At 47.3% G+C, this 18,209-nt stretch carries 17 protein-coding genes; 7 read left to right on the forward strand and 10 right to left on the reverse strand.

The window, feature by feature from the left end:
- Window positions 1–122: 122 nt before the first annotated feature.
- From IV40_RS04480 to IV40_RS04490, 3 genes are read left to right on the forward strand one after another with little or no spacing between them, the layout of a single operon-like run.
- Window positions 123–1,889, forward strand: coding sequence for an ABC transporter ATP-binding protein (locus IV40_RS04480; RefSeq protein ID WP_057769169.1), 1,767 nt, complete (start codon window positions 123–125; stop codon window positions 1,887–1,889).
- On the forward strand, window positions 1,889–3,640 hold the full coding sequence (locus IV40_RS04485; RefSeq protein WP_057769170.1) for an ABC transporter ATP-binding protein: 1,752 nt from the start codon (window positions 1,889–1,891) through the stop codon (window positions 3,638–3,640). The genes IV40_RS04480 and IV40_RS04485 overlap by 1 nt, the downstream gene beginning before the upstream one ends.
- A gap of 12 nt (window positions 3,641–3,652) precedes the next feature.
- Window positions 3,653–4,099 carry a MarR family winged helix-turn-helix transcriptional regulator gene (locus IV40_RS04490; RefSeq protein ID WP_057769171.1) on the forward strand — a complete coding sequence of 149 codons (447 nt, stop codon included), beginning with the start codon at window positions 3,653–3,655 and terminating at the stop codon, window positions 4,097–4,099.
- A gap of 373 nt (window positions 4,100–4,472) precedes the next feature.
- Here the strand turns inward: IV40_RS04490 and IV40_RS04495 are convergent, their stop codons facing one another.
- From IV40_RS04495 to IV40_RS04510, 4 genes are all read right to left on the reverse strand, one after another.
- The gene (locus IV40_RS04495; RefSeq protein WP_057769172.1) at window positions 4,473–5,354 is read right to left on the reverse strand and encodes a LysR family transcriptional regulator; all 882 of its coding nucleotides are present in this window, start codon (window positions 5,352–5,354) and stop codon (window positions 4,473–4,475) included.
- 76 nt (window positions 5,355–5,430) lie between these two features.
- Window positions 5,431–5,847, reverse strand: a complete 417-nt coding sequence (gene lpdD / locus IV40_RS04500; protein ID WP_057769173.1) for a prenylated flavin chaperone LpdD — start codon at window positions 5,845–5,847, stop codon at window positions 5,431–5,433.
- Window positions 5,837–6,409 carry a UbiX family flavin prenyltransferase gene (locus tag IV40_RS04505; protein WP_057769174.1) on the reverse strand — a complete coding sequence of 191 codons (573 nt, stop codon included), beginning with the start codon at window positions 6,407–6,409 and terminating at the stop codon, window positions 5,837–5,839. The genes lpdD and IV40_RS04505 overlap by 11 nt, the downstream gene beginning before the upstream one ends.
- 24 nt (window positions 6,410–6,433) lie before the next feature.
- Complete coding sequence (locus IV40_RS04510) at window positions 6,434–7,903, reverse strand: UbiD family decarboxylase (protein ID WP_057769175.1); 1,470 nt, start codon at window positions 7,901–7,903, stop codon at window positions 6,434–6,436.
- 232 nt (window positions 7,904–8,135) lie between these two features.
- Between IV40_RS04510 and IV40_RS04515 the strand changes: the two genes are divergently transcribed.
- A complete protein-coding gene (locus IV40_RS04515; RefSeq protein WP_057769176.1) occupies window positions 8,136–8,690 on the forward strand; it encodes a hypothetical protein in 555 nt (184 codons plus the stop codon).
- A gap of 84 nt (window positions 8,691–8,774) precedes the next feature.
- Here IV40_RS04515 and gap read toward each other — a convergent pair whose 3' ends face one another.
- A complete protein-coding gene (gene gap / locus IV40_RS04520; RefSeq protein ID WP_057769177.1) occupies window positions 8,775–9,800 on the reverse strand; it encodes a type I glyceraldehyde-3-phosphate dehydrogenase in 1,026 nt (341 codons plus the stop codon).
- Window positions 9,801–9,926: 126 nt separating this feature from the next.
- On the opposite strand from gap, the gene IV40_RS04525 reads away from it, so the two are divergent.
- The gene (locus tag IV40_RS04525) at window positions 9,927–10,718 is read left to right on the forward strand and encodes a helix-turn-helix transcriptional regulator (protein ID WP_057769178.1); all 792 of its coding nucleotides are present in this window, start codon (window positions 9,927–9,929) and stop codon (window positions 10,716–10,718) included.
- A gap of 43 nt (window positions 10,719–10,761) precedes the next feature.
- Here IV40_RS04525 and IV40_RS04530 read toward each other — a convergent pair whose 3' ends face one another.
- The 3 genes from IV40_RS04530 to IV40_RS04540 all read right to left on the reverse strand — a co-directional run bounded on the left by IV40_RS04530 (window position 10,762) and on the right by IV40_RS04540 (window position 15,209).
- Window positions 10,762–12,009: a GH25 family lysozyme gene (locus tag IV40_RS04530; protein ID WP_057769179.1), complete on the reverse strand. Its 1,248-nt coding sequence runs from the start codon at window positions 12,007–12,009 to the stop codon at window positions 10,762–10,764.
- Between the two features lie 186 nt (window positions 12,010–12,195).
- Window positions 12,196–13,389, reverse strand: a complete 1,194-nt coding sequence (locus tag IV40_RS04535; protein WP_057769180.1) for a GH25 family lysozyme — start codon at window positions 13,387–13,389, stop codon at window positions 12,196–12,198.
- A gap of 644 nt (window positions 13,390–14,033) precedes the next feature.
- Window positions 14,034–15,209: a GH25 family lysozyme gene (locus IV40_RS04540; protein WP_057769181.1), complete on the reverse strand. Its 1,176-nt coding sequence runs from the start codon at window positions 15,207–15,209 to the stop codon at window positions 14,034–14,036.
- A gap of 172 nt (window positions 15,210–15,381) precedes the next feature.
- Between IV40_RS04540 and IV40_RS04545 the strand changes: the two genes are divergently transcribed.
- Window positions 15,382–15,702 (forward strand): heavy metal-binding domain-containing protein, encoded by a 321-nt coding sequence (locus IV40_RS04545; protein WP_057769182.1) that lies wholly within the window; start codon window positions 15,382–15,384, stop codon window positions 15,700–15,702.
- An 87-nt stretch (window positions 15,703–15,789) separates the two neighbouring features.
- Window positions 15,790–16,665, forward strand: a complete 876-nt coding sequence (locus IV40_RS04550) for an ROK family protein (protein ID WP_057769183.1) — start codon at window positions 15,790–15,792, stop codon at window positions 16,663–16,665.
- A 40-nt stretch (window positions 16,666–16,705) separates the two neighbouring features.
- Here the strand turns inward: IV40_RS04550 and IV40_RS04555 are convergent, their stop codons facing one another.
- Window positions 16,706–17,107 (reverse strand): pyridoxamine 5'-phosphate oxidase family protein, encoded by a 402-nt coding sequence (locus IV40_RS04555; protein ID WP_057769184.1) that lies wholly within the window; start codon window positions 17,105–17,107, stop codon window positions 16,706–16,708.
- A gap of 69 nt (window positions 17,108–17,176) precedes the next feature.
- A complete protein-coding gene (locus IV40_RS04560) occupies window positions 17,177–18,166 on the reverse strand; it encodes an amidohydrolase family protein (protein WP_057769185.1) in 990 nt (329 codons plus the stop codon).
- Window positions 18,167–18,209 lie beyond the last annotated feature (43 nt).

Below are 18,209 nucleotides of genomic sequence, written 5' to 3' on the forward strand. Positions count from 1 at the left end.
TTTCAAAAAGCCCTTGTATTCAGAAATGAGCGTGTTATTATAATTAGCATGCTAACAAATTAGTTAGCCCTTATTTTTGCAGATAAAGTTAGCTTGCTAATTAAATGAATGGAGTGACCTTGTTGTTTAAAATCTTAAAACGCCTCACCAAAAAAGAATGGACCATGATCGTAATCAGCGTCTTCTTTATCGCTGCTCAGGTCGGCTTGGAATTGGAGATTCCAGCCTATATGACCAAAATCACAACGGCACTTGAAACCACCGGCACGACTGCGGCTGATATTCTAACTCCTGGCAGCATCATGCTGCTGCTATCGGTCTTAAGCATGCTAGCGGCCATCATCGTCGGTTTCTTCGCCGCACGAGTAGCCGCTAGTTTCGCCGCCGAATTACGAGGCGATGTTTACGACCAAGTCATGGATTATTCAGCGGAAGATATCAGTCATTTCTCCGTCCCAAGTTTATTAACACGTTCAACCAACGATATCACCCAGCTCCAGCAGTTCATTGCGATGGGCCTGCAAGTAATCATCAAAGCACCCATCACTGCCGTTTGGGCAATCGCCAAAATTGCCAACCAGAATTGGCAATGGACGCTGGCGACCGGCATCGCCGTTGTCGTTCTGATTATCATGCTGACTATCATCTTAACCTTGGTTCAGCCACGTTTTAAGCTCGTTCAGTCCTTGACCGACCGTTTAAATGCGATTACACGTGAAAACCTGAACGGTCTCAAAGTCGTTCGTGCTTATAACGCTGAAGAATATCAAAATCAGAAGTTTGCGACTGCTAATGCCAATTTGACCAATACGAACTTATTCGCCAATCGCGTTTTAGCCTTGATGAACCCCGGCATGACGCTGATTTCAAACGGCTTAACCCTAGCCATCTATGCCATTGGGGCAATCTTAATCAGTGCAGCTGCTCAAGCCGCCAAATTAACCTTATTCAGCAATATGATTGTCTTCTCCACCTATGCCATGCAAGTGATTACCGCCTTCCTGCTCCTGTCAATCATCTTCATCCTGCTGCCACGTGTGACTGTTTCTGTCGGTCGAATCAATGAAGTCCTCGACGTCAAACCCAGCATCGCTTATGGCAGTAAAACGCCCGAAGCAAGCAAACCAGCTGGCACAATCGAATTCAAAGACGTCAGTTTCCATTTCGGCGATGCCAAGGAAGATGCCGTCAAACATTTGAGTTTCACGGCCCAGCCTGGTCAGACGATTGCCCTGATCGGTTCAACCGGCAGCGGCAAATCCACCGTGCTGAACCTGCTCGATCGGCAGTATGACGTTTCAGAAGGACAGGTGCTCATTGATGGCGTCGATGTCAAACAGTACACCGAACAAGATTTGAACAACAAAATCGGTTATGCGCCGCAGAAAGCCGTTTTATTCAGCGGCACAATCCGTTCCAACATTGATTTCGGGAACAGCCCAGAAATGCAGCAGCCCCTTTCAGACCTGGAAATCACAGATGCCTTGGATACCGCCGCAGCATTAGATTTTGTTGAGCAAGAACCGCAGCAGCTCGATGCCAAGGTGGCTCAGCATGGGGATAACTTCTCCGGCGGACAGAAACAACGGCTCGCAATCGCCAGAGCAGTGGCTCGCAAACCTGAAATTCTGATGTTCGATGATTCCTTCTCAGCTCTTGATTATGAAACCGACCAAAAGGTACGGGGCAAATTAAGCTCGAAGAACAAAGGAACGACCAAAGTTATCGTCGCCCAACGAATCAGTGCAATCATGGATGCCGATCAGATTATCGTGCTCGACGACACTGGCAACGTCGCTGGCATCGGCACCCATCAAGAATTGTTAAAGAAGAACAACGTCTACCAGGAAATCGCCTATTCACAATTATCGAAGGAGGAATTGGCCTAATGGAAAAACAGCATACAAGCATTGTCGCCGGCATCAAAAAATACGGCCAGCCCTATCTGCGCATGATGGTCATTGCAATTATCCTAGCTATTTTAGGCAGCTTAGCCACTTTAATCGGCCCGAATCAACTGAGCAAAATCACCAATTTGATCACGGCGGGTCTGCATGGTTCGATTAATCTTACTAAAATCGGTGCGATCGTCTTATTGCTAGCGATCGTTTACTTGGTCGGCGCCTTTTTCTCCTACGGGCAGGGTTACCTCATGGCGACCGTTTCGCAGAAATTCACGCAGGACCTGCGGACGAAAATCAGTCACAAAATTAACCAACTGCCGCTGTCTTACTTCGATACACATGATGAAGGGGATACTTTAAGCCGGGTCACCAATGATTTGGATACCTTCGGACAGTCGTTGAATCAAAGTTTAGGCACCTTGGTTTCTTCGCTGGTTTTAATTGTTGGTACCATCATCATGATGACTTTCACCAACTGGATCATGAGTGTAACGGCGATTATCGCCGCTGCACTTGGCATGATCGGCACCATGTGGCTGCTGAGTCATTCCCAACAGTACTTTACTGCCCAGCAGAACCAATTAGCCGACGTCTCCGGATTCGTCGAAGAAGTTTATTCCGGCCAAGCCGTCGTAAAGACCTATAACGACAAACAGCATGCTCGGGATACTTTCGTCCATTTGAATACCAATTTGTACAACAGTGTCTGGAAATCACAGTTTTTATCCGGCATTATGCAGCCGTTGATGACCTTTATCGGGAACTTTGCCTATGTGGCCGTCGCCGTTGTCGGCGCCCTGCTCGTTTTGAATCACACCATTACAATCGGTGTCGTCGTTGCCTTCATCGTCTACGTCAAAATTTTCACCCAGCCGTTATCACAAGTCACACAGGCTTTCGCCAGTTTGCAATCGGCCCAGGCCGCATTACGGCGGGTCTTCGAATTCTTGGATGAGCCTGATGAAAAAGAGGCCGCCAGCACCGAACATCTGAATGATGTCAAAGGCCAGATCGACTTCGATGACGTTTCCTTCGGCTACAACAAGGGCACCCAGATTATCAAAGATTTCAGTGCGCACATCAAACCTGGTCAGAAAGTGGCCATCGTCGGCCCGACTGGGTCTGGGAAAACCACTTTAATCAGTTTACTGATGGGCTTCTACCCCTTCAATCAAGGTTCCATTAAAATTGATGGCATCGACACCCACAATGTACCAAAGACGGAGATTCGGGACCAATTCGATATGGTGCTGCAGGATACGTGGTTGTTCGAAGATACGATTATGAACAACTTGAAGTACAATCAGCCTGAAATCGACGATGAACGTGTCTATGCGGCGGCCAAAGCGGTCGGCATCGACCACTTCATCAAAACGCTGCCGAATGGGTATGACACCGTCCTTAATGATTCCGTCAGCTTGTCGGTCGGTCAGAAACAATTGCTGACGATTGCTAGAGCGCTGGTCCGCAACAAACCGATGCTGATCCTCGATGAGGCGACGAGTTCCGTCGACACCCGCACCGAAGAACAGCTTCAGCAAGCGATGGACGTCCTGACAAAGGGCCGGACGTCACTGGTCATCGCCCACCGATTATCGACGATCAAAAATGCCGACAACATCCTTGTTCTGAAGGATGGCCAGCTAATTGAATCCGGCACACATGATCAATTGATGTCACAAAACGGTTTCTATGCTAATCTATATAATAGTCAGTTTGAAAGTTTGACTGCATAAGGAGGAACTACTATGCGAGAACCAATTGGGCCCCGAATCAAGGCCGTCAATACCCTCTTCGAAAAGCAGCTGGAAAAAAATTTGAATCATCCGAATGTGTCGCCGCATTTGACCAGTGCCCAGTTCGGGCTGATCAGCTACCTCTATGATCATCCGCATCAAGCAGTCTACCAGCGGGATTTGGAAAAAATCTTCAGTCTCAGCCGGCCGACTATCAACGGGATTGTCAAACGCCTTCGTTTGGGCGGATTCGTCGATGTCAGTCCTTCCCAATCCGATAAACGGTATAAATTAGTGACCCTGACGCCGGCATCCCGGGCCGAAATGACGAAACACCGGCCCGATTTCATCCACGATGTCCGTAAAATCGAAGATAAAATGACCGCTGGCATGAGCGACGCCGAAATCGCCGAAATGAGCCGGCTAATCGATAAAATGCTCGTTAATTTGAAGAAATGATTTAAATAAACGGCACCAAAGCCCCCAGCTACCGATTATTGCTGCGGGCTTTTTTCTTATTTTTCTGAAGTTGTTTTTAACACGATTCGTGTTACACTGAAGATACGAAAATCTTTATCAATCGACACCAAAGCCCTCAGCTACCGGTTATAGCTGAGGGCTTTTTTAACGTTTTCTTCAAACGGGTGGGTTACAAGTTGCCATGTTTACTTTCCGTCATGCTTATGTAACCAGTAAGCAAATAACTGTACGTAACAGCCGACTCAAAGCGGTGCTACGAAAATCTTCATCAATCTGATCACCTCCAGCCCATGCCGGATTTGATTTAGGCAACAAGGGCAGGATACCATACTCACACAAAGTCTACTAAGAACTATTTTTCTATTTTCAACGCTGCTGCTAATTCTTGAGCGAGTCCGGCAAAACGATCATCTTGATAGATCAGCAGGAGCTCACTCGTAACTGGCTTGGCAAGGGGACGGGCCACGACCCGGTCATTGAGAAACGGCTGGGCCGACTTTTTAAATAGAAAAGTGACGAGCCGGTCGGAATTAGCAATCAGGCCGGACAGCGTTTCAATATGAGTGCTTTCGAAGCGAATCGGCAATTCGATTCCCGTCTGTACAAATAAAGAGCTCATCAAATCAAAAATACCAGAGCTGGCCTTTAATGACACCAATTCGGAGGCTTTCAAATCATCAAGATGAATCTGTTTTTGCCGCGCCAGCGGATTCGACTGCGCCAAAATCACTTCCAGCTCGTCTGAACCCAAAACAAGCTGCTGGTAAGTCGAATTCGGCAGCTGATCAGCCCGAATGATTCCCAAGTTCAATTGCTTGTCAGTCAGCTGCTGCAGCAGTTCCTCGCCTTCCATCTCCGTCACCCGGACATCGATGTGCGGATGCGCCGCCATAAACCGCTGCATGCCATTGGTAAAGCCATACTGCGCCATAATCGGAATACTGCCGATTCTCAAATGGGAAATCTTCGGCGTCTGGTTTTGATGCAGCGCTTGCCGAGCCTGATGATCAAGCGTCAGCAGCTGAGTCGCATACGGATAGAATGCGGCGGCCTGCGGAGTACTGACAAGATGCCGCCGGTTGCGGGTGTCGAATAAAGTGACACCTAATTCCGCCTGCAGTTTGCTAAGCCGTTTCGACAAGGCCGATTGGGTGATTGCCAGCTGGTTGGCGGCTGCTGAAATTGTCTGGTTTTCATAAGTCACCACAAAACACTTCACATTAAAAAAATCCATCACACTGATCTCCCTTCCTTGCCATTATGGCATAGAAAAAGCCGTTTCGAAATGATTTCGAAACGGCTTTTTTAAATCAGCGTGGTTGTTCGCTGTTGCTGTAATAAACGGGCGGCTTGATGTCGAAGTGCTGTGCTTCCAGCCAGGCATTGATTTGCTGGGCCAAGGTGTCGGCCATTGTAAATGAAGCGTCGATTTGCGCCTGTGAAATGTGATCGACATGGATGCCGGCTGTCAGCACGCATTTGCCTGGTAAATTGTCTTTAATCTGCGGTGCAATCCGTTCGGCCACCAGATTGTCTTTGTGTTTGCGGCCATCGTGGCTGGCGAGTCGCAGTGTCGCCATGTCATCTTCCGAACTAATGACGGTCACGTCGCCCAAATGGGGATGATCGCCGCCAGTAATCACTAATAATAAATCGGGTCCGACAAACTGAGCAGCAACCGCAATCGTATAATTTTCCTGTGTGACACTGAATTGTTTATTTAACATGCGTTCCCTCCCAACGGCTGTCGATTTGATTGGCAATGCCGAGTAGATCGAGTTCCTTCATCGTCTGGTGGTGCACCAGATCGGCAATCGTCTTCGGATGCGCATAAAACGCTGGCATCGGCGGAACGATTGCTACTCCCAGTTTTGCTAGTCTAGTCAGATTTTCAAGGTGGATCACACTCAAAGGTGTTTCACGTGGAACAAGGACCAGCTTGCGTTGCTCTTTGATGGTCACATCGGCGGCCCGTCCGATCAAATCGGCATCGTAGCCGCTGCTGATGGCGGCCACTGTTTTCATACTCGTCGGCACAATAATCATCCCATCTGCTAAAAAGGAACCGCTGGCGATGGTCGCCCCCATGTCCCGATTCGAATAAACATGGTCGGCCAAATCCATGACTTGTGCCAACGAATAATCCGTTTCTTCCTTGATATTATTTTTGGCCCATTCGCTGATAATCAAATGTGTTTCAACGTCCGGATTCTGGTGCAATGCCTGCAAGAGGTCGATGCCATACGGCGCCCCTGAAGCACCGGTCATGCCCACGATTAACTTTTTCATGTGCTTGCCTCCCCCTAAACTGCTTTACTTTAAATATTTCTCCCAATCGTCAATCTGTTTGAACTGGGCTCGCTTGAACTGGTCCTTCATATCGAACGGTACCGTTCCATCGAGAATCAATTTCGAACTCATCCCTTGGAAACGAATCGACTTTGGATCGTATTGCGGCCGTTCGGATGGGTCCAGCGGATGATTCCGCATGCCCGGCAGCACAACAATGTCCTGGTCGGCCTGGAAACGCGTATTGATCGTCCACATGACATCGTTCATATCGAAAATATCGACGTCTTCATCGACCAGAATGACCGTCTTCAATTCCTTGAAGGCTGAAAAGGCCAGCAAGGCTGCCTGCCGCTGGATGCCTTCATCGGCTTCATTCTCCTTATGAATCTGCATGATCGTCATTAGCTTGCCGCCGCCTGCCGGTGGATTGTAGACATTGAGAACCTTGCCAGGAATGGCTCGATTGACGAGTTCTAAGATGCTGGCTTCGGTCGGAATGCCGGCCAGACTGACATGTTCCTCACTAGGTCCAATAACACTCTGCATAATCGGATTGTCCTTGCGATGAGTGACAGCTGTGACCTTGATCACTTGCAGCGCCGGATTGGCATCGCCGTCATAACCTGGAAATTCCGGCATTGCCTTGCCAGTATTGGTGTTGATGTCTTCACGGACCCGTTCATGCGGCATGATATAGCCTTCCAAAGTGTATTCAGACTGAGCAATTGCATATTCGTCAACGGTCTTCGCCTTGACCAAATCAACAGCTTGATGCCGAATCGCACCCGCCACACCGAGTTCGTTGTAGCCAAGCGGTGTGGTCGGCGGCTCGAAAGTAGCCCCAATGGTGATGGCCGGATCGAGTCCGACGTTGATTGTAATTGGCATCGGCTTGTTGGCGGCTTCATATTCTTCAGCAAATTTGCCGATGTGACGGCCGCCAGGCATGATATAAATACCTAACGTATCTTTGCTTTCAATGACCATCCGATGAATGGTAACGTCGCTTTGCTTTTTGTCCAAGCTGGAACCTAGGACAAGTCCGCACGTCAAGTAAGGACCGGCATCATAAGGCGTATTCGTCGGCGCCGGCACTAATTTGAACAAATCAAAATCAGGTGCATCTGATTTGATTACCACTTCCTGAGCCGGTGCCTGCTCATCAGAAACGACCGGCGGAACCGGGTCACTGACGGCATCCGTAAAGAATTGTCCTAATGTCTTCGGGTCATGATGCAGCATCATTCCAACTCGTTTGCGGCTGGCCATCAAGCCAATTAGGACCCGTGTGCCTGGAAAACCTTCAATCGAATTGAACATCATCGCCGGCCCTTCTTGTGTCGGCCGTTCAACTGTTCCGCCAGCACCGATGTAACGATAAACGCCCGACAAATCAGCGTTGGGGTTAATCGGTACATCCGTTGCATGGTATTGGCCTGGCTGCTGCTGCAGTTCTTTTAAAACACGACGCAGATTCCATACCTCACTCATAAAAATTCCTCCTTGATTGATTTGATTAACTCTAATTTAAGCGCATCCCGGCACATGAACAAGTCGCCTTTTGAGAACTAATATTCCACTTTGGAATAGAAAGCTTCATTCATGCCACTGCCAATCAAGTTTCATTATCCGAAAACTTATTTAACAAGTAATGTTTTCAGGCGTGTTACAATGACAATGAAAACGTTTGAATCGGATTGTCGAGTCTTTGGAGGTGCATATGATGTTTAAAGCTACAAGTTTATTCATTGCCGCTTTAGCACTACTGTCCTTGACAAGCGGCGGCAACCATTCGCTCAGCCAAGCGAAAAATACATCTGCTCAGGTCATAACTATCAAAAATACGGCACAACAACCACAGCCGCCTGCCGCCAGCCAAGTCGGTTCGGAATCAGCCAGTCAATCACAAGCTAGTTCTGAGCACAACCAGTCGGCGGCATCAAAAGCGAAAAGTACCGCTTCAGAAGAATCTAATCGACAGCAGACAACGGCCTGTTTTTCGATTACAACGGATGGTGCGATTTCACCCGAAAAAGCTGCCCGCCGCCTAAATATTCCTGCTGCTAAAATTACCATTCATGATCGCAACGAGGCTGTTGCCTACCTCACGCAAAAAGAACCAGCCTTGCAAAATGGCCACAAGCTGCATTGGCACGCCTTCAAATACGACTCTGGGAAAAAAGGCCATCCCTATTATCTTTATGCCAACGACCCCGACAACGGCCAGGAAATCGCCCGATACGTATCACCAACCGGCGATATCATCGCTGATTATTAATCATTAAACGATTAAAAAGGAAGCCCATCGTCATGAGCTTCCTTTTTTGAGTAATTCTTATGAAATGCGTCTTTGCACACGGCACTAACCTAATTGCGCAAATTTCAACAAGGTGCGGATCATCTGGCATGTAAAGCCGTATTCATTGTCATACCAAGCAACCGTTTTGACAATCTGAGTGTCGCCGGCAGTAGTGACTTCAGTCTGGGTCGGGTCGAAAATCGAACCATATGTGGTGTTGATGACATCACTGGAGACAATCTGGTCGTCATTCCAGCCGAAGGACTCGTTACCAGCAGTGTAGGGCTTAATTTTGGCATTGATTTCATCGCTAGTAACTTTGGTGTTTAAAATGGTTACCAATTCCGTCAACGAACCATCGGCCACTGGCACACGCTGGGCATGGCCCTTTAATTTGCCATTAAGGTGCGGCAAAACGAGTCCGATTGCCTTCGCAGCACCGGATGAATGTGGAATGGTGTTTGCAGCAGCTGTTCGAGCCGCCCGTAAATTTCCGCCCCGAACCGGTCCGTCAAGGATCATCTGAGTGCTGGTATACGCATGAACCGTCGTCATGGTTCCGACTTGAACACCGAATTCCTTATCCAAGGCAGCGGCCATCGGTGCTAAGCAGTTAGTGGTGCAAGAGCCAGCTGATACGATTCGATCGGCATCAGCCAGGATATCGTCGTTAACATTGTATACGATTGTCTTCACATCGCTGCCAGCCGGTGCAGAAATCAAAACCCGCTTCACGCCAGCATCCAAATGTGCTTGGGCTTTTGCTTTAGAAGTGTAGAAGCCGGTGCATTCCAATACGTAGTCGACGCCGTCATTGTTAACCCAAGGAATATTCTGAGCTTGCGGTTCAGCATACACATGGTATTTCTTGCCATTGACGATGATCGCATCATCAGTCGCAGTGACTTCAGCTGGAAAAGTGCCATGTGTGGAGTCATACTTCAGCAGATGCGCTAACATCGCCGGGCTGGTCAGATCATTGATGGCGACCACTTCAATCGCGTCTGATTTTTCACCGAGTTCATAAATTCTGCGAAATGCTAAACGTCCAATCCGTCCAAAACCATTGATACCAATTTTGATTGTCATCCTAAATCCCTCCAATAAATAAACATGCTTTATCGTTTCAACATTGTTACTATAAAAGAAAAGATGTCTGACAAGCAGAGCTGGTTTATCCTAGGATAACTTGTCCCATGCAAAGGAAGTGTTTTGATGAATGAAAAAGTACTGGGTCATTTTCTGAGTTACAAACGGGCTACTTTAGACCCCGCCGACTATGGAATCACCGTTTCTGCCCATCGTCGTGTTGCTGGATTGACCCGTGAGGAAGTGGCTGAACTCGCTCACGTCAGTACCGACTGGTACACTCGAATCGAACAAGGCCGTAACGGCAGTACCCCGTCGCCTGAAGTTCTAGCGTCACTGGCTAAGGTGCTTCATTTGACGCCATCTGAGCAGGAATATGTTGCTCATTTAGTCGCCAAAAATGATTTGCAGACGACGACGCCCGAAAACACAATCAGCCAAACCTTTTTGGACAGCCAGATGCCAACCCCTGCCTTTGAAACAGATCACTTTTTGACCGTCCAAAAATTTAATCACAACGCCCAGAAATTGTATCAGTTTGAACCTGAGACCAGTGCAAAGGAACGTAATTTATTCTGGCGTGCCTTTAAAATCCCAGCCTTTCGCCAACAATTTCCCGATTGGGACGACTTTGCCTATTTACGGACGGCTCAGTTTCGCAATGTCTATAGTACTGATCCTGATTCAGAATTATTATTTGCCATTTTTACCGATATTAAAGACGATCCTGTCTTTAAAAAAGCTTGGAATCAGCTTAAAGTGGCTGGTTTTCCAGCTCAAAAATGGCTCGTCAAAACAGCAGCTAACCAAGAATTATATTTAGGCGAGACGACCTGGCAGGCCCCCGACTCCGGGCATTATTTATTCCTGCAAACGCCATTGGACAATGCCACTCGTCAACAGCTTAAACGACTATAAAAAAGGAAGCCCATCGTCATGAGCTTCCTTTTTTGAGTAGTTCTTATTTAACCGATACATACAAGCCGCTAATCCATTGGCCGCTGCCAAGGTCATACCATGTTTCGCCATCGGCATATTGGACGGTCTTGATAATCTTCCAAGCCGAACCGTTCGGCAATGTCTGCCCGTTCGGTGTGATAAAACCAGGTGTCTTCCATAGTTTAGTCGGCACACCAGAAGTGATTGTAGCAACCTTGCCAGTCGTAGTCGCTGGTGTTGAAGGGGCGGCCGCTTTTGTGTCGCTATCCTTGATATATAAATCAGCACCGACTAAGTAGTAGGTGTTTCCGCTGGCATCCGTTGCAGCGCCGTTAACACGCCATGCAGACTTGTAAGCCAGCGTTTGGTGCTTGGCACCGGTCGAATCATAAGTGACCGCACCGTTTGTGTTCAGCACTGTCTTGACACCGCTGGCATTCGATTTGCTAGTGAAGAATGTGCCGTTTGACGTGTTGCTGCCAGAATTGCTGTTATTATTTGAGGAACTGTTATTATTCGACGAACCACCCTGCGGATCGGTGAAGTACTGAGTGTAGTCCAGACTCATATCGATATTGTCGCTAGTTAAGCCGCTGCCGGTCCAGTTATATTGGGAAGTATACTGCCACATATCAATGCGGCTGTCGTTGTAATACAAGTGATCTGAATATTCAGAAATCCATAAATGGGTCGGGGTCAAATCGCTTGGATTGATTGTGCCGCCGGTAAACCAGCTGCGCATCGCATATAAAGCAGTATTGTTATATCCCTGTGACTTCAAGTAACCATCAAAGGCATTGATAGATGACGTCAGATGAGCTGCCGACTCACCCGTTGCAACGGTTTCCTTGTCATCGACCATGACAGTGTTCTTGGACAAGCCGAATTTCTGGGCAAATTCCACGAACCACTTAGCTTCGGCAATCGCATCGGCGTCGCCATAATAATCCCCAAAATGGTAAACGCTGACGTTCAAACCAGCAGCCTGAGCATTTTTGATTTGGGTGCCGGCATATTTATTGACGTAGGCCGTCCCATCGGCACTCCCTTCGGTCAATTTAATGACGACCCCTTTAACGCCCTGATTCTTCAATGTTTGGAAGAAATACAGCGAATCAGGCTGATAACTGGAAACATCTGCGACAAATGTCCCATGATCGTTGCCAGGAAAGATATCGGCCTGTGCCTGGCCGCGATTTGCATTGAACCCAACCATGGCTGTCAATCCCAGCAGAAACAGGCTGAATATGTAGAAAATCTTTTTATTCAATTGTCAAACTCCTCCGTATCTGATTGTCGTTACAGTTTATGCTTAATTTTAACATTAAATAACAAGCGATAAAAGTCTGGTCTTAAAAAAAGAACTTCGTCAAAAATGACCATCAAAAAAGCCGGACTAATCTGCAGCTTAGTCCGACTTTTGAATTTTTACTCATTTGAATTTTTTTAAACTAAATTACTTAACGGTCACGTACATGGAGCTGACCCATTGGCCGCTGCCAAGGTCATACCATGTTTCGCCATCGGCATACCGAACGGTCTTGATAATCTTCCATGAAGTGCCGTTTTGAAGCAGCTGACCGTTTGGTGTGACGAAACCAGGTGTCTTCCATAACTTCGTCGGCACACCAGAACTGATGGTGGCTACGGAAGGAACCGTATCTTGGGCCTTGATGTACAGGTCGGCACCGACGAGGTAATATTCATTACCGCTGGCATCTTGGGCCGTGCCGTTCACTTTCCAAGCCGTTTTATAACTTAATGTTTGATGAGCAGTCCCATTAGAATCATAGGTAACGGCCCCATTCTGGTTATAAACCGTTTCAACCGCACTGGCCGATTGTTTGTTAGTCAATGCAGAAGTGCTGGAACTGCTGCTAGAGCTGGATGAACTAGAACTGGATGACCCAGTGCCAGTCGTATTATTCTGAGTCGTGAAGTAATGGGTATAATCAAGACTCATATCAATGTTATTGCTGCCGGTCCCGTCCCAATTGTAAGAATCGGTATATTGCCACATATCGATCTTCGAATTGTCATAGTAGAGATGGTCGTTATATTCAGACAACCACAGATGCTGAACGGTCAAAGCACTTGTGCTGATTGTACCGCCAGTAAACCAGCTGCGCATCGCATAAAGGGCTGTGTTACTGTAGCCGGCCGCCTTGACGTAATTATCGAAGGTGTTGATCGATGAGGTCAACGTTGCGGCTGATTCGCCGGTACCTTCGTTTTCCTTATCATCAACCATGACAGTGTTCTTGGAAACACCCATGGCATTGGCTTCCTTAACGAAGTATGCCGCTTCGCTAGTTGCACCTGAATCACTCGTAAAATCACCGAAATGGTAGAGGTTGACAACTAATCCAGCTGCTTCCGCATTCTTAATCTGTGCAGATGCCTTTGGATTGACGTAACTCGTGCCTTCGGTCAATTTAATGACAACACCAGAAACCCCGTCATTCTTCAAAGCTGTGAAGAAAGCCAGCGTTGACGGCTGATAGCTCGATACATCGGCGACCAATTGGCCGTCATCATTTCCTGCATAATAGGATGCGGCATGTGCTTGACCATGTCCCGCATTAAAACCCAGGATTGCTGTTAAACCCAGCGCAAACAGGCTGAATATGTAGAATATTTTTCTATCCAATTTTTCTGAAACCTCCATTTCTATTTTTAGTTTAGCACTTGAAAACGGATAAATTTATTTGTCATCGAACTGAAATAGAAACGCAATCAAACGACAACAAAATTTGTTTGTATGAAATATAAATTTAATCGATAAAGTTTTACAAAGAAACGGTTTCAACCAGCTAGACCAATCTCAAACCAGCTGAATAATGATGCTCCTTCCTATGATGACAAGCGTCCATGCCAACCTTAAAATTGGCTTAAGGAAAAAATGCCGCAAGCGGCCCACTAATTTCGCCACAAAAAAGGGAGCGTGACAGAAGTCGCTTTTTGACTTCGTTGTCACGCCCCCGCGAGGATAGCTAGGTATTTACGCAGCTTGCAGCTTTAGGAGAGCTACAGAAGTCGCTTTTTTGACTTCGTCGTAGCTCCCCCGCAAGACCATCTAGGCATTTACCTAGCTTTGTAAAAGCTAGTCAATGCCAGATGGTTACTGCGCGATGTAAATACCAGATGGCTACCGCGTTTCGCTAATTTATACTGTTCAAACAAAAATGATTCTTTAAATGCAATTTTTGCATTTAAAGAATCATTTTTCGTGAAAGAGACACTTATGTCACAGCTTTTTGTAATTTTTATGACACATTTAAAAATCAGCTGTTATTATTTAACGCTGACGTACAGGGCACTGACCCATTGGCCGCTGCCAAGGTCATACCATGTTTCGCCATTATTATAACGAATCGTTTTGATAATCTTCCAAGCCGAACCATTTGCGACAGTTTGGCCGTTTGGTGTGATGAAGCCGGCTGTTTTCCACAGCTTCGTCGGCACACCTGAGTTAATCGTTGCGACCGTCGGCACGGTATCTTGAGCCTTGATGTAAAGGTCGGCCCCTACTAAGTAGTAGGTACTGCCGCTTGCATCTTGCGCCGTTCCGTTCACTTTCCAAGCCGATTTATAACTCAGTGTCTGGTGGCTGGCCCCATTAGAATCATAGGTCACGGCCCCCTTTTGGTTATAAACCGTTTCAACGGCATTTGCAGATTGCTTATTCGTCAAGGCCGACACGCTCGATGAGCCGGAATTAGACGAATCGCCGTTTTGCTGGTTGGTGAAGTACTGCGTATAATCCAGACTCATATCGATATTATTCTGACCGGTCCCATCCCAATTGTAGGAACTGGTGTACTGCCACATATCGATTTTGGAATTGTTGTAATACAGCTGATCCGAATAGTCGGCGATCCAGAAATGGTCGACGGTGATATCATTCACATTGATAATGCCATCCGTGAACCAGCTCCGCATTGTGTATAACGCTGTATTGCTGTAACCTTGCGACTTCAAGTAATTATCGAAGGCATTGATTGATGAGGTCAGATGAGCCGCTGATTCGCCAGTAGCCCGTGTTTCTTTATCATCGACCATGACGGTACTCTTCGAAAGGCCATACTTCTGTGCGTAAGCGACAAACCATTTGGCTTCCGCAATCGCATCCGCATCGCCGTAGAAATCCCCAAAATGATACAGGCTGACGTTCAAGCCAGCTGCCTGCGCATTTTTGATTTGTGTCCCAGCTTTTGGATTCACATAAGCTGTTCCATCGGCGCTCCCTTCCGTCAGCTTGACAACAACCCCTTTTACACCTCGGTTGGCCAGTGTCTGAAAGAAAGACAAATCGGATGATTGGTAACTCGAAATATCCGCGACCAATGTGCCATGGTCGTTACCCGGGTATACGTCGGCGTGGACTTGGCCACGACCGATATTGAGACCCAGGACTGCTGTTAAACCCAGTGCAAACACACTGAATATGTAGAACAGTTTTTTATTCAATTTTCTGAAACCTCCATTTTGTTTTCAGGATATGGGTATCATATCATGCCAAGGGGCCATAAAACCGCTTGCACCTTGAATGACTTTGAATTGTCATCATCCTGAAATATTTGTCAAATTTGTCATCAATCGTGCTATACTTGGCTCATCTAAATGGAGGAGGAACTGCAAAATGGCAGACATTTTAATTACCACAACCGAAAAAATTCCCGGTCAGGAATACGAAATTATTGGGGAAGTCTTCGGTCTGACGACCCAGTCGAAAAACGTTGTGAAAAATATCGGGGCTGGTTTAAAGAACATTGTTGGTGGGGAAATCAAAGCTTACACCGAACTCTTAACAGAGGCACGTGATGAAGCGGTCAAACGATTACGCAAGAACGCTGCCGAAATGGGCGCCGATGCCGTTGTGATGATGCGTTATGATTCGGACTCAATCAGTCAGGACATGGAAACGGTCGCTGCTTATGGCACAGCGGTTAAATTTATTTAAAAGTATATACTTTTGGCCGAAATGGATTGTTTCGGCCTTTTATTTGCGGTAAACTGAAAGCGGTTTATATCAGAAGGAGGATTCAGCATGACAGCATTATATGGTGGAATCGAGGCTGGCGGCACAAAGTTTGTCTGCGCAGTCGGCGATGCCCAGGGTAATTTACAAACACGGGTTCATTTTCCAACAACAACCCCTGAAGAAACATTACAACACGTTTTTGAATTTTTTGACCAATATCAATTAACGGCACTGGCAATCGGTTCGTTCGGGCCGATCGACATCAATCCCGACTCCGATACATACGGCTACATTACCGATACGCCTAAAGAAGGCTGGCGGATGTTTGATTTCTACGGCAGCATGAAACGTCGCTACCCTGATTTAAAAATCGTTTGGACGACTGATGTCAATGTTGCTGCTTACGGTGAGTATCGCCATGCCCAATTAACGAACCAATCCGTTCAGGACAATATCCTTTACACGACAATCGGAACTGGCGTCGGCAGTGGTTTTATTTATCATGGCAGTTTATATCAAGCCTACAGCCATCCGGAAACCGGCCATATTTTAGTCCGGCACGCCCCTGACGATACGTTCAGCGGCGACTGCCCTTACCATGGCGATTGTTTGGAAGGCATGGCAGCTGGCCCGGCGCTTGAAAAGCGGGCCGGCAAAAAAGCACAAGAATTGGCTCCTGATGACCCCTTATGGAAGCTCGAAGCCTATTACATTGCCCAAGCCTGTGTCGATTACACCTTGCAGTTTGCACCGGCGCAATTGATTTTCGGCGGCGGCGTGATGAATCAGGAACAGCTCTTTCCGCTCGTTCGGGAAGAATTCACCAAACTGCTGAATGGTTATGTGGCCACCCCTAATCCGGATGAATATATCATTCATGCCCGGCTCGGCGACAATGCCGGAATCGTCGGCAGTATCTTATTAGCTGCCGAAGCAAAATAGTACAAAAAAAGAAGGCCCAACGCCTTCTTTTTTTGTGGCTTTATTCAATTCGTGTGCCGGCTTTGGGCCCGATATCCAACAGATGGATTTCATCAATGTCGATCACACCGACCTGCTGAACACTGGCCTTCGGATTGGTCTGCTGCTGATAAGCCTGTTCGGCATCGACGTAAGGACCGCTTGTGTGGATTTCAGCTTTACCGCTGAAACGGAAGCCCTTGAATGCCTTCCGATCGACATATGCAACGGCTGCCTTGCCAGTTGCTTCAATGTTTTTCATCGTCTGCTTCGCCGTAAATTCATCGTAAATTAAATGTGAATCATCATACAGCCGCATCGTCATCTTCGGTCCGACATCGGGATTGCCGTCCGTATCGACAGTCGCAATGTAAGCAAGCTGCTTGGCAATCATATCTTTCATGTCCTGTGTTATCTGTGCCATTTCAATCTCCTCCTTCGACTTTGCCTCCATTGTAACGGCTTGCCGCCGAAAACTCAATTGATTTGCTTGTCAGGGATTGAGAATATCGGCCGCATTCTGATAAGCAACCTGCTGTTTCAAAGTCGGATCGAGCTGGAGCTGCTCGAACCAGTTGCTGGCTTCTTCATTAGTGACATACGGAAAATCGATGGAAAACATCAGATGGCGCGGTCCGAAGGCTTTCAGCGCCGATTTGAAGGCATCGGTGTCGAAATGGCCGCTGGTCGTGGCGAGAAAATTGGTGCGCAAATAATAGGTCAGCGGTTTCTGATTTTTAGCACCCGTTGCTCCTTGCCGTTGTTTGTAAAGCCGGGCCTGCGTTCTAGGCAGATTCTGCGATAAACCTTCGCCTAAATGGCCTAAAATAATCCGCAAGTTAGGATGCCGGTCAAATAAACCGCTCATCATCAACCGAATCGCATGAACCGCCGTTTCCTGTGTGTAGCCCCACGCCGACCCAACCAAACCGGGGTAGCCTTGATAAATCTGGCGCTGATCTGGTTTAGGGGTGCGGGGGTGCAGGTAAACCGGCACATTCAGTTCATCGACTTTATCCCAGAATACTTCCATGGACGGGTCATCCAGGTAGACCACTTGTCCATTCGGCAAATCGGTATAACCGTTGACCAAGGCTCCTTTCATGCCTAAATCACGGACAGCTCGTTCCAATTCAGCAGCCGCTGCCTGCGGATTTTGCAGTGCCACACAGGCAAAAGCACTGAATTGATGTGGATGGGTTTGCACATAAGTCTGGTCAATCAAATCATTGGTTGCTTTAGCCAGTGCGACGGCTTGTTTCGGGTCAGGAATCCCCTGAATACCAGGTGAAACCAGCGATAACACGACTTGGTCAATTTCATTTTGAGCCATTTCCTGGATATAATGGTCGATATTGCCCCATAGATGCTCCTGAATAAATTGGGCGTAAACGGCACCGGATGTCTGTGCAGCATGCGGATTCTGATAAATTTTGCTGACGGCCGGTGTCGAAACATGTTCCTCCAACGCAATTTTTTTCATCACAAAAGCCTCCCTCTTGAAAACCACTGTACACTGCGGTGCA

The organism is Lactobacillus selangorensis (genome assembly GCF_001437205.1).
Lineage (GTDB): Bacteria > Bacillota > Bacilli > Lactobacillales > Lactobacillaceae > Paralactobacillus > Paralactobacillus selangorensis.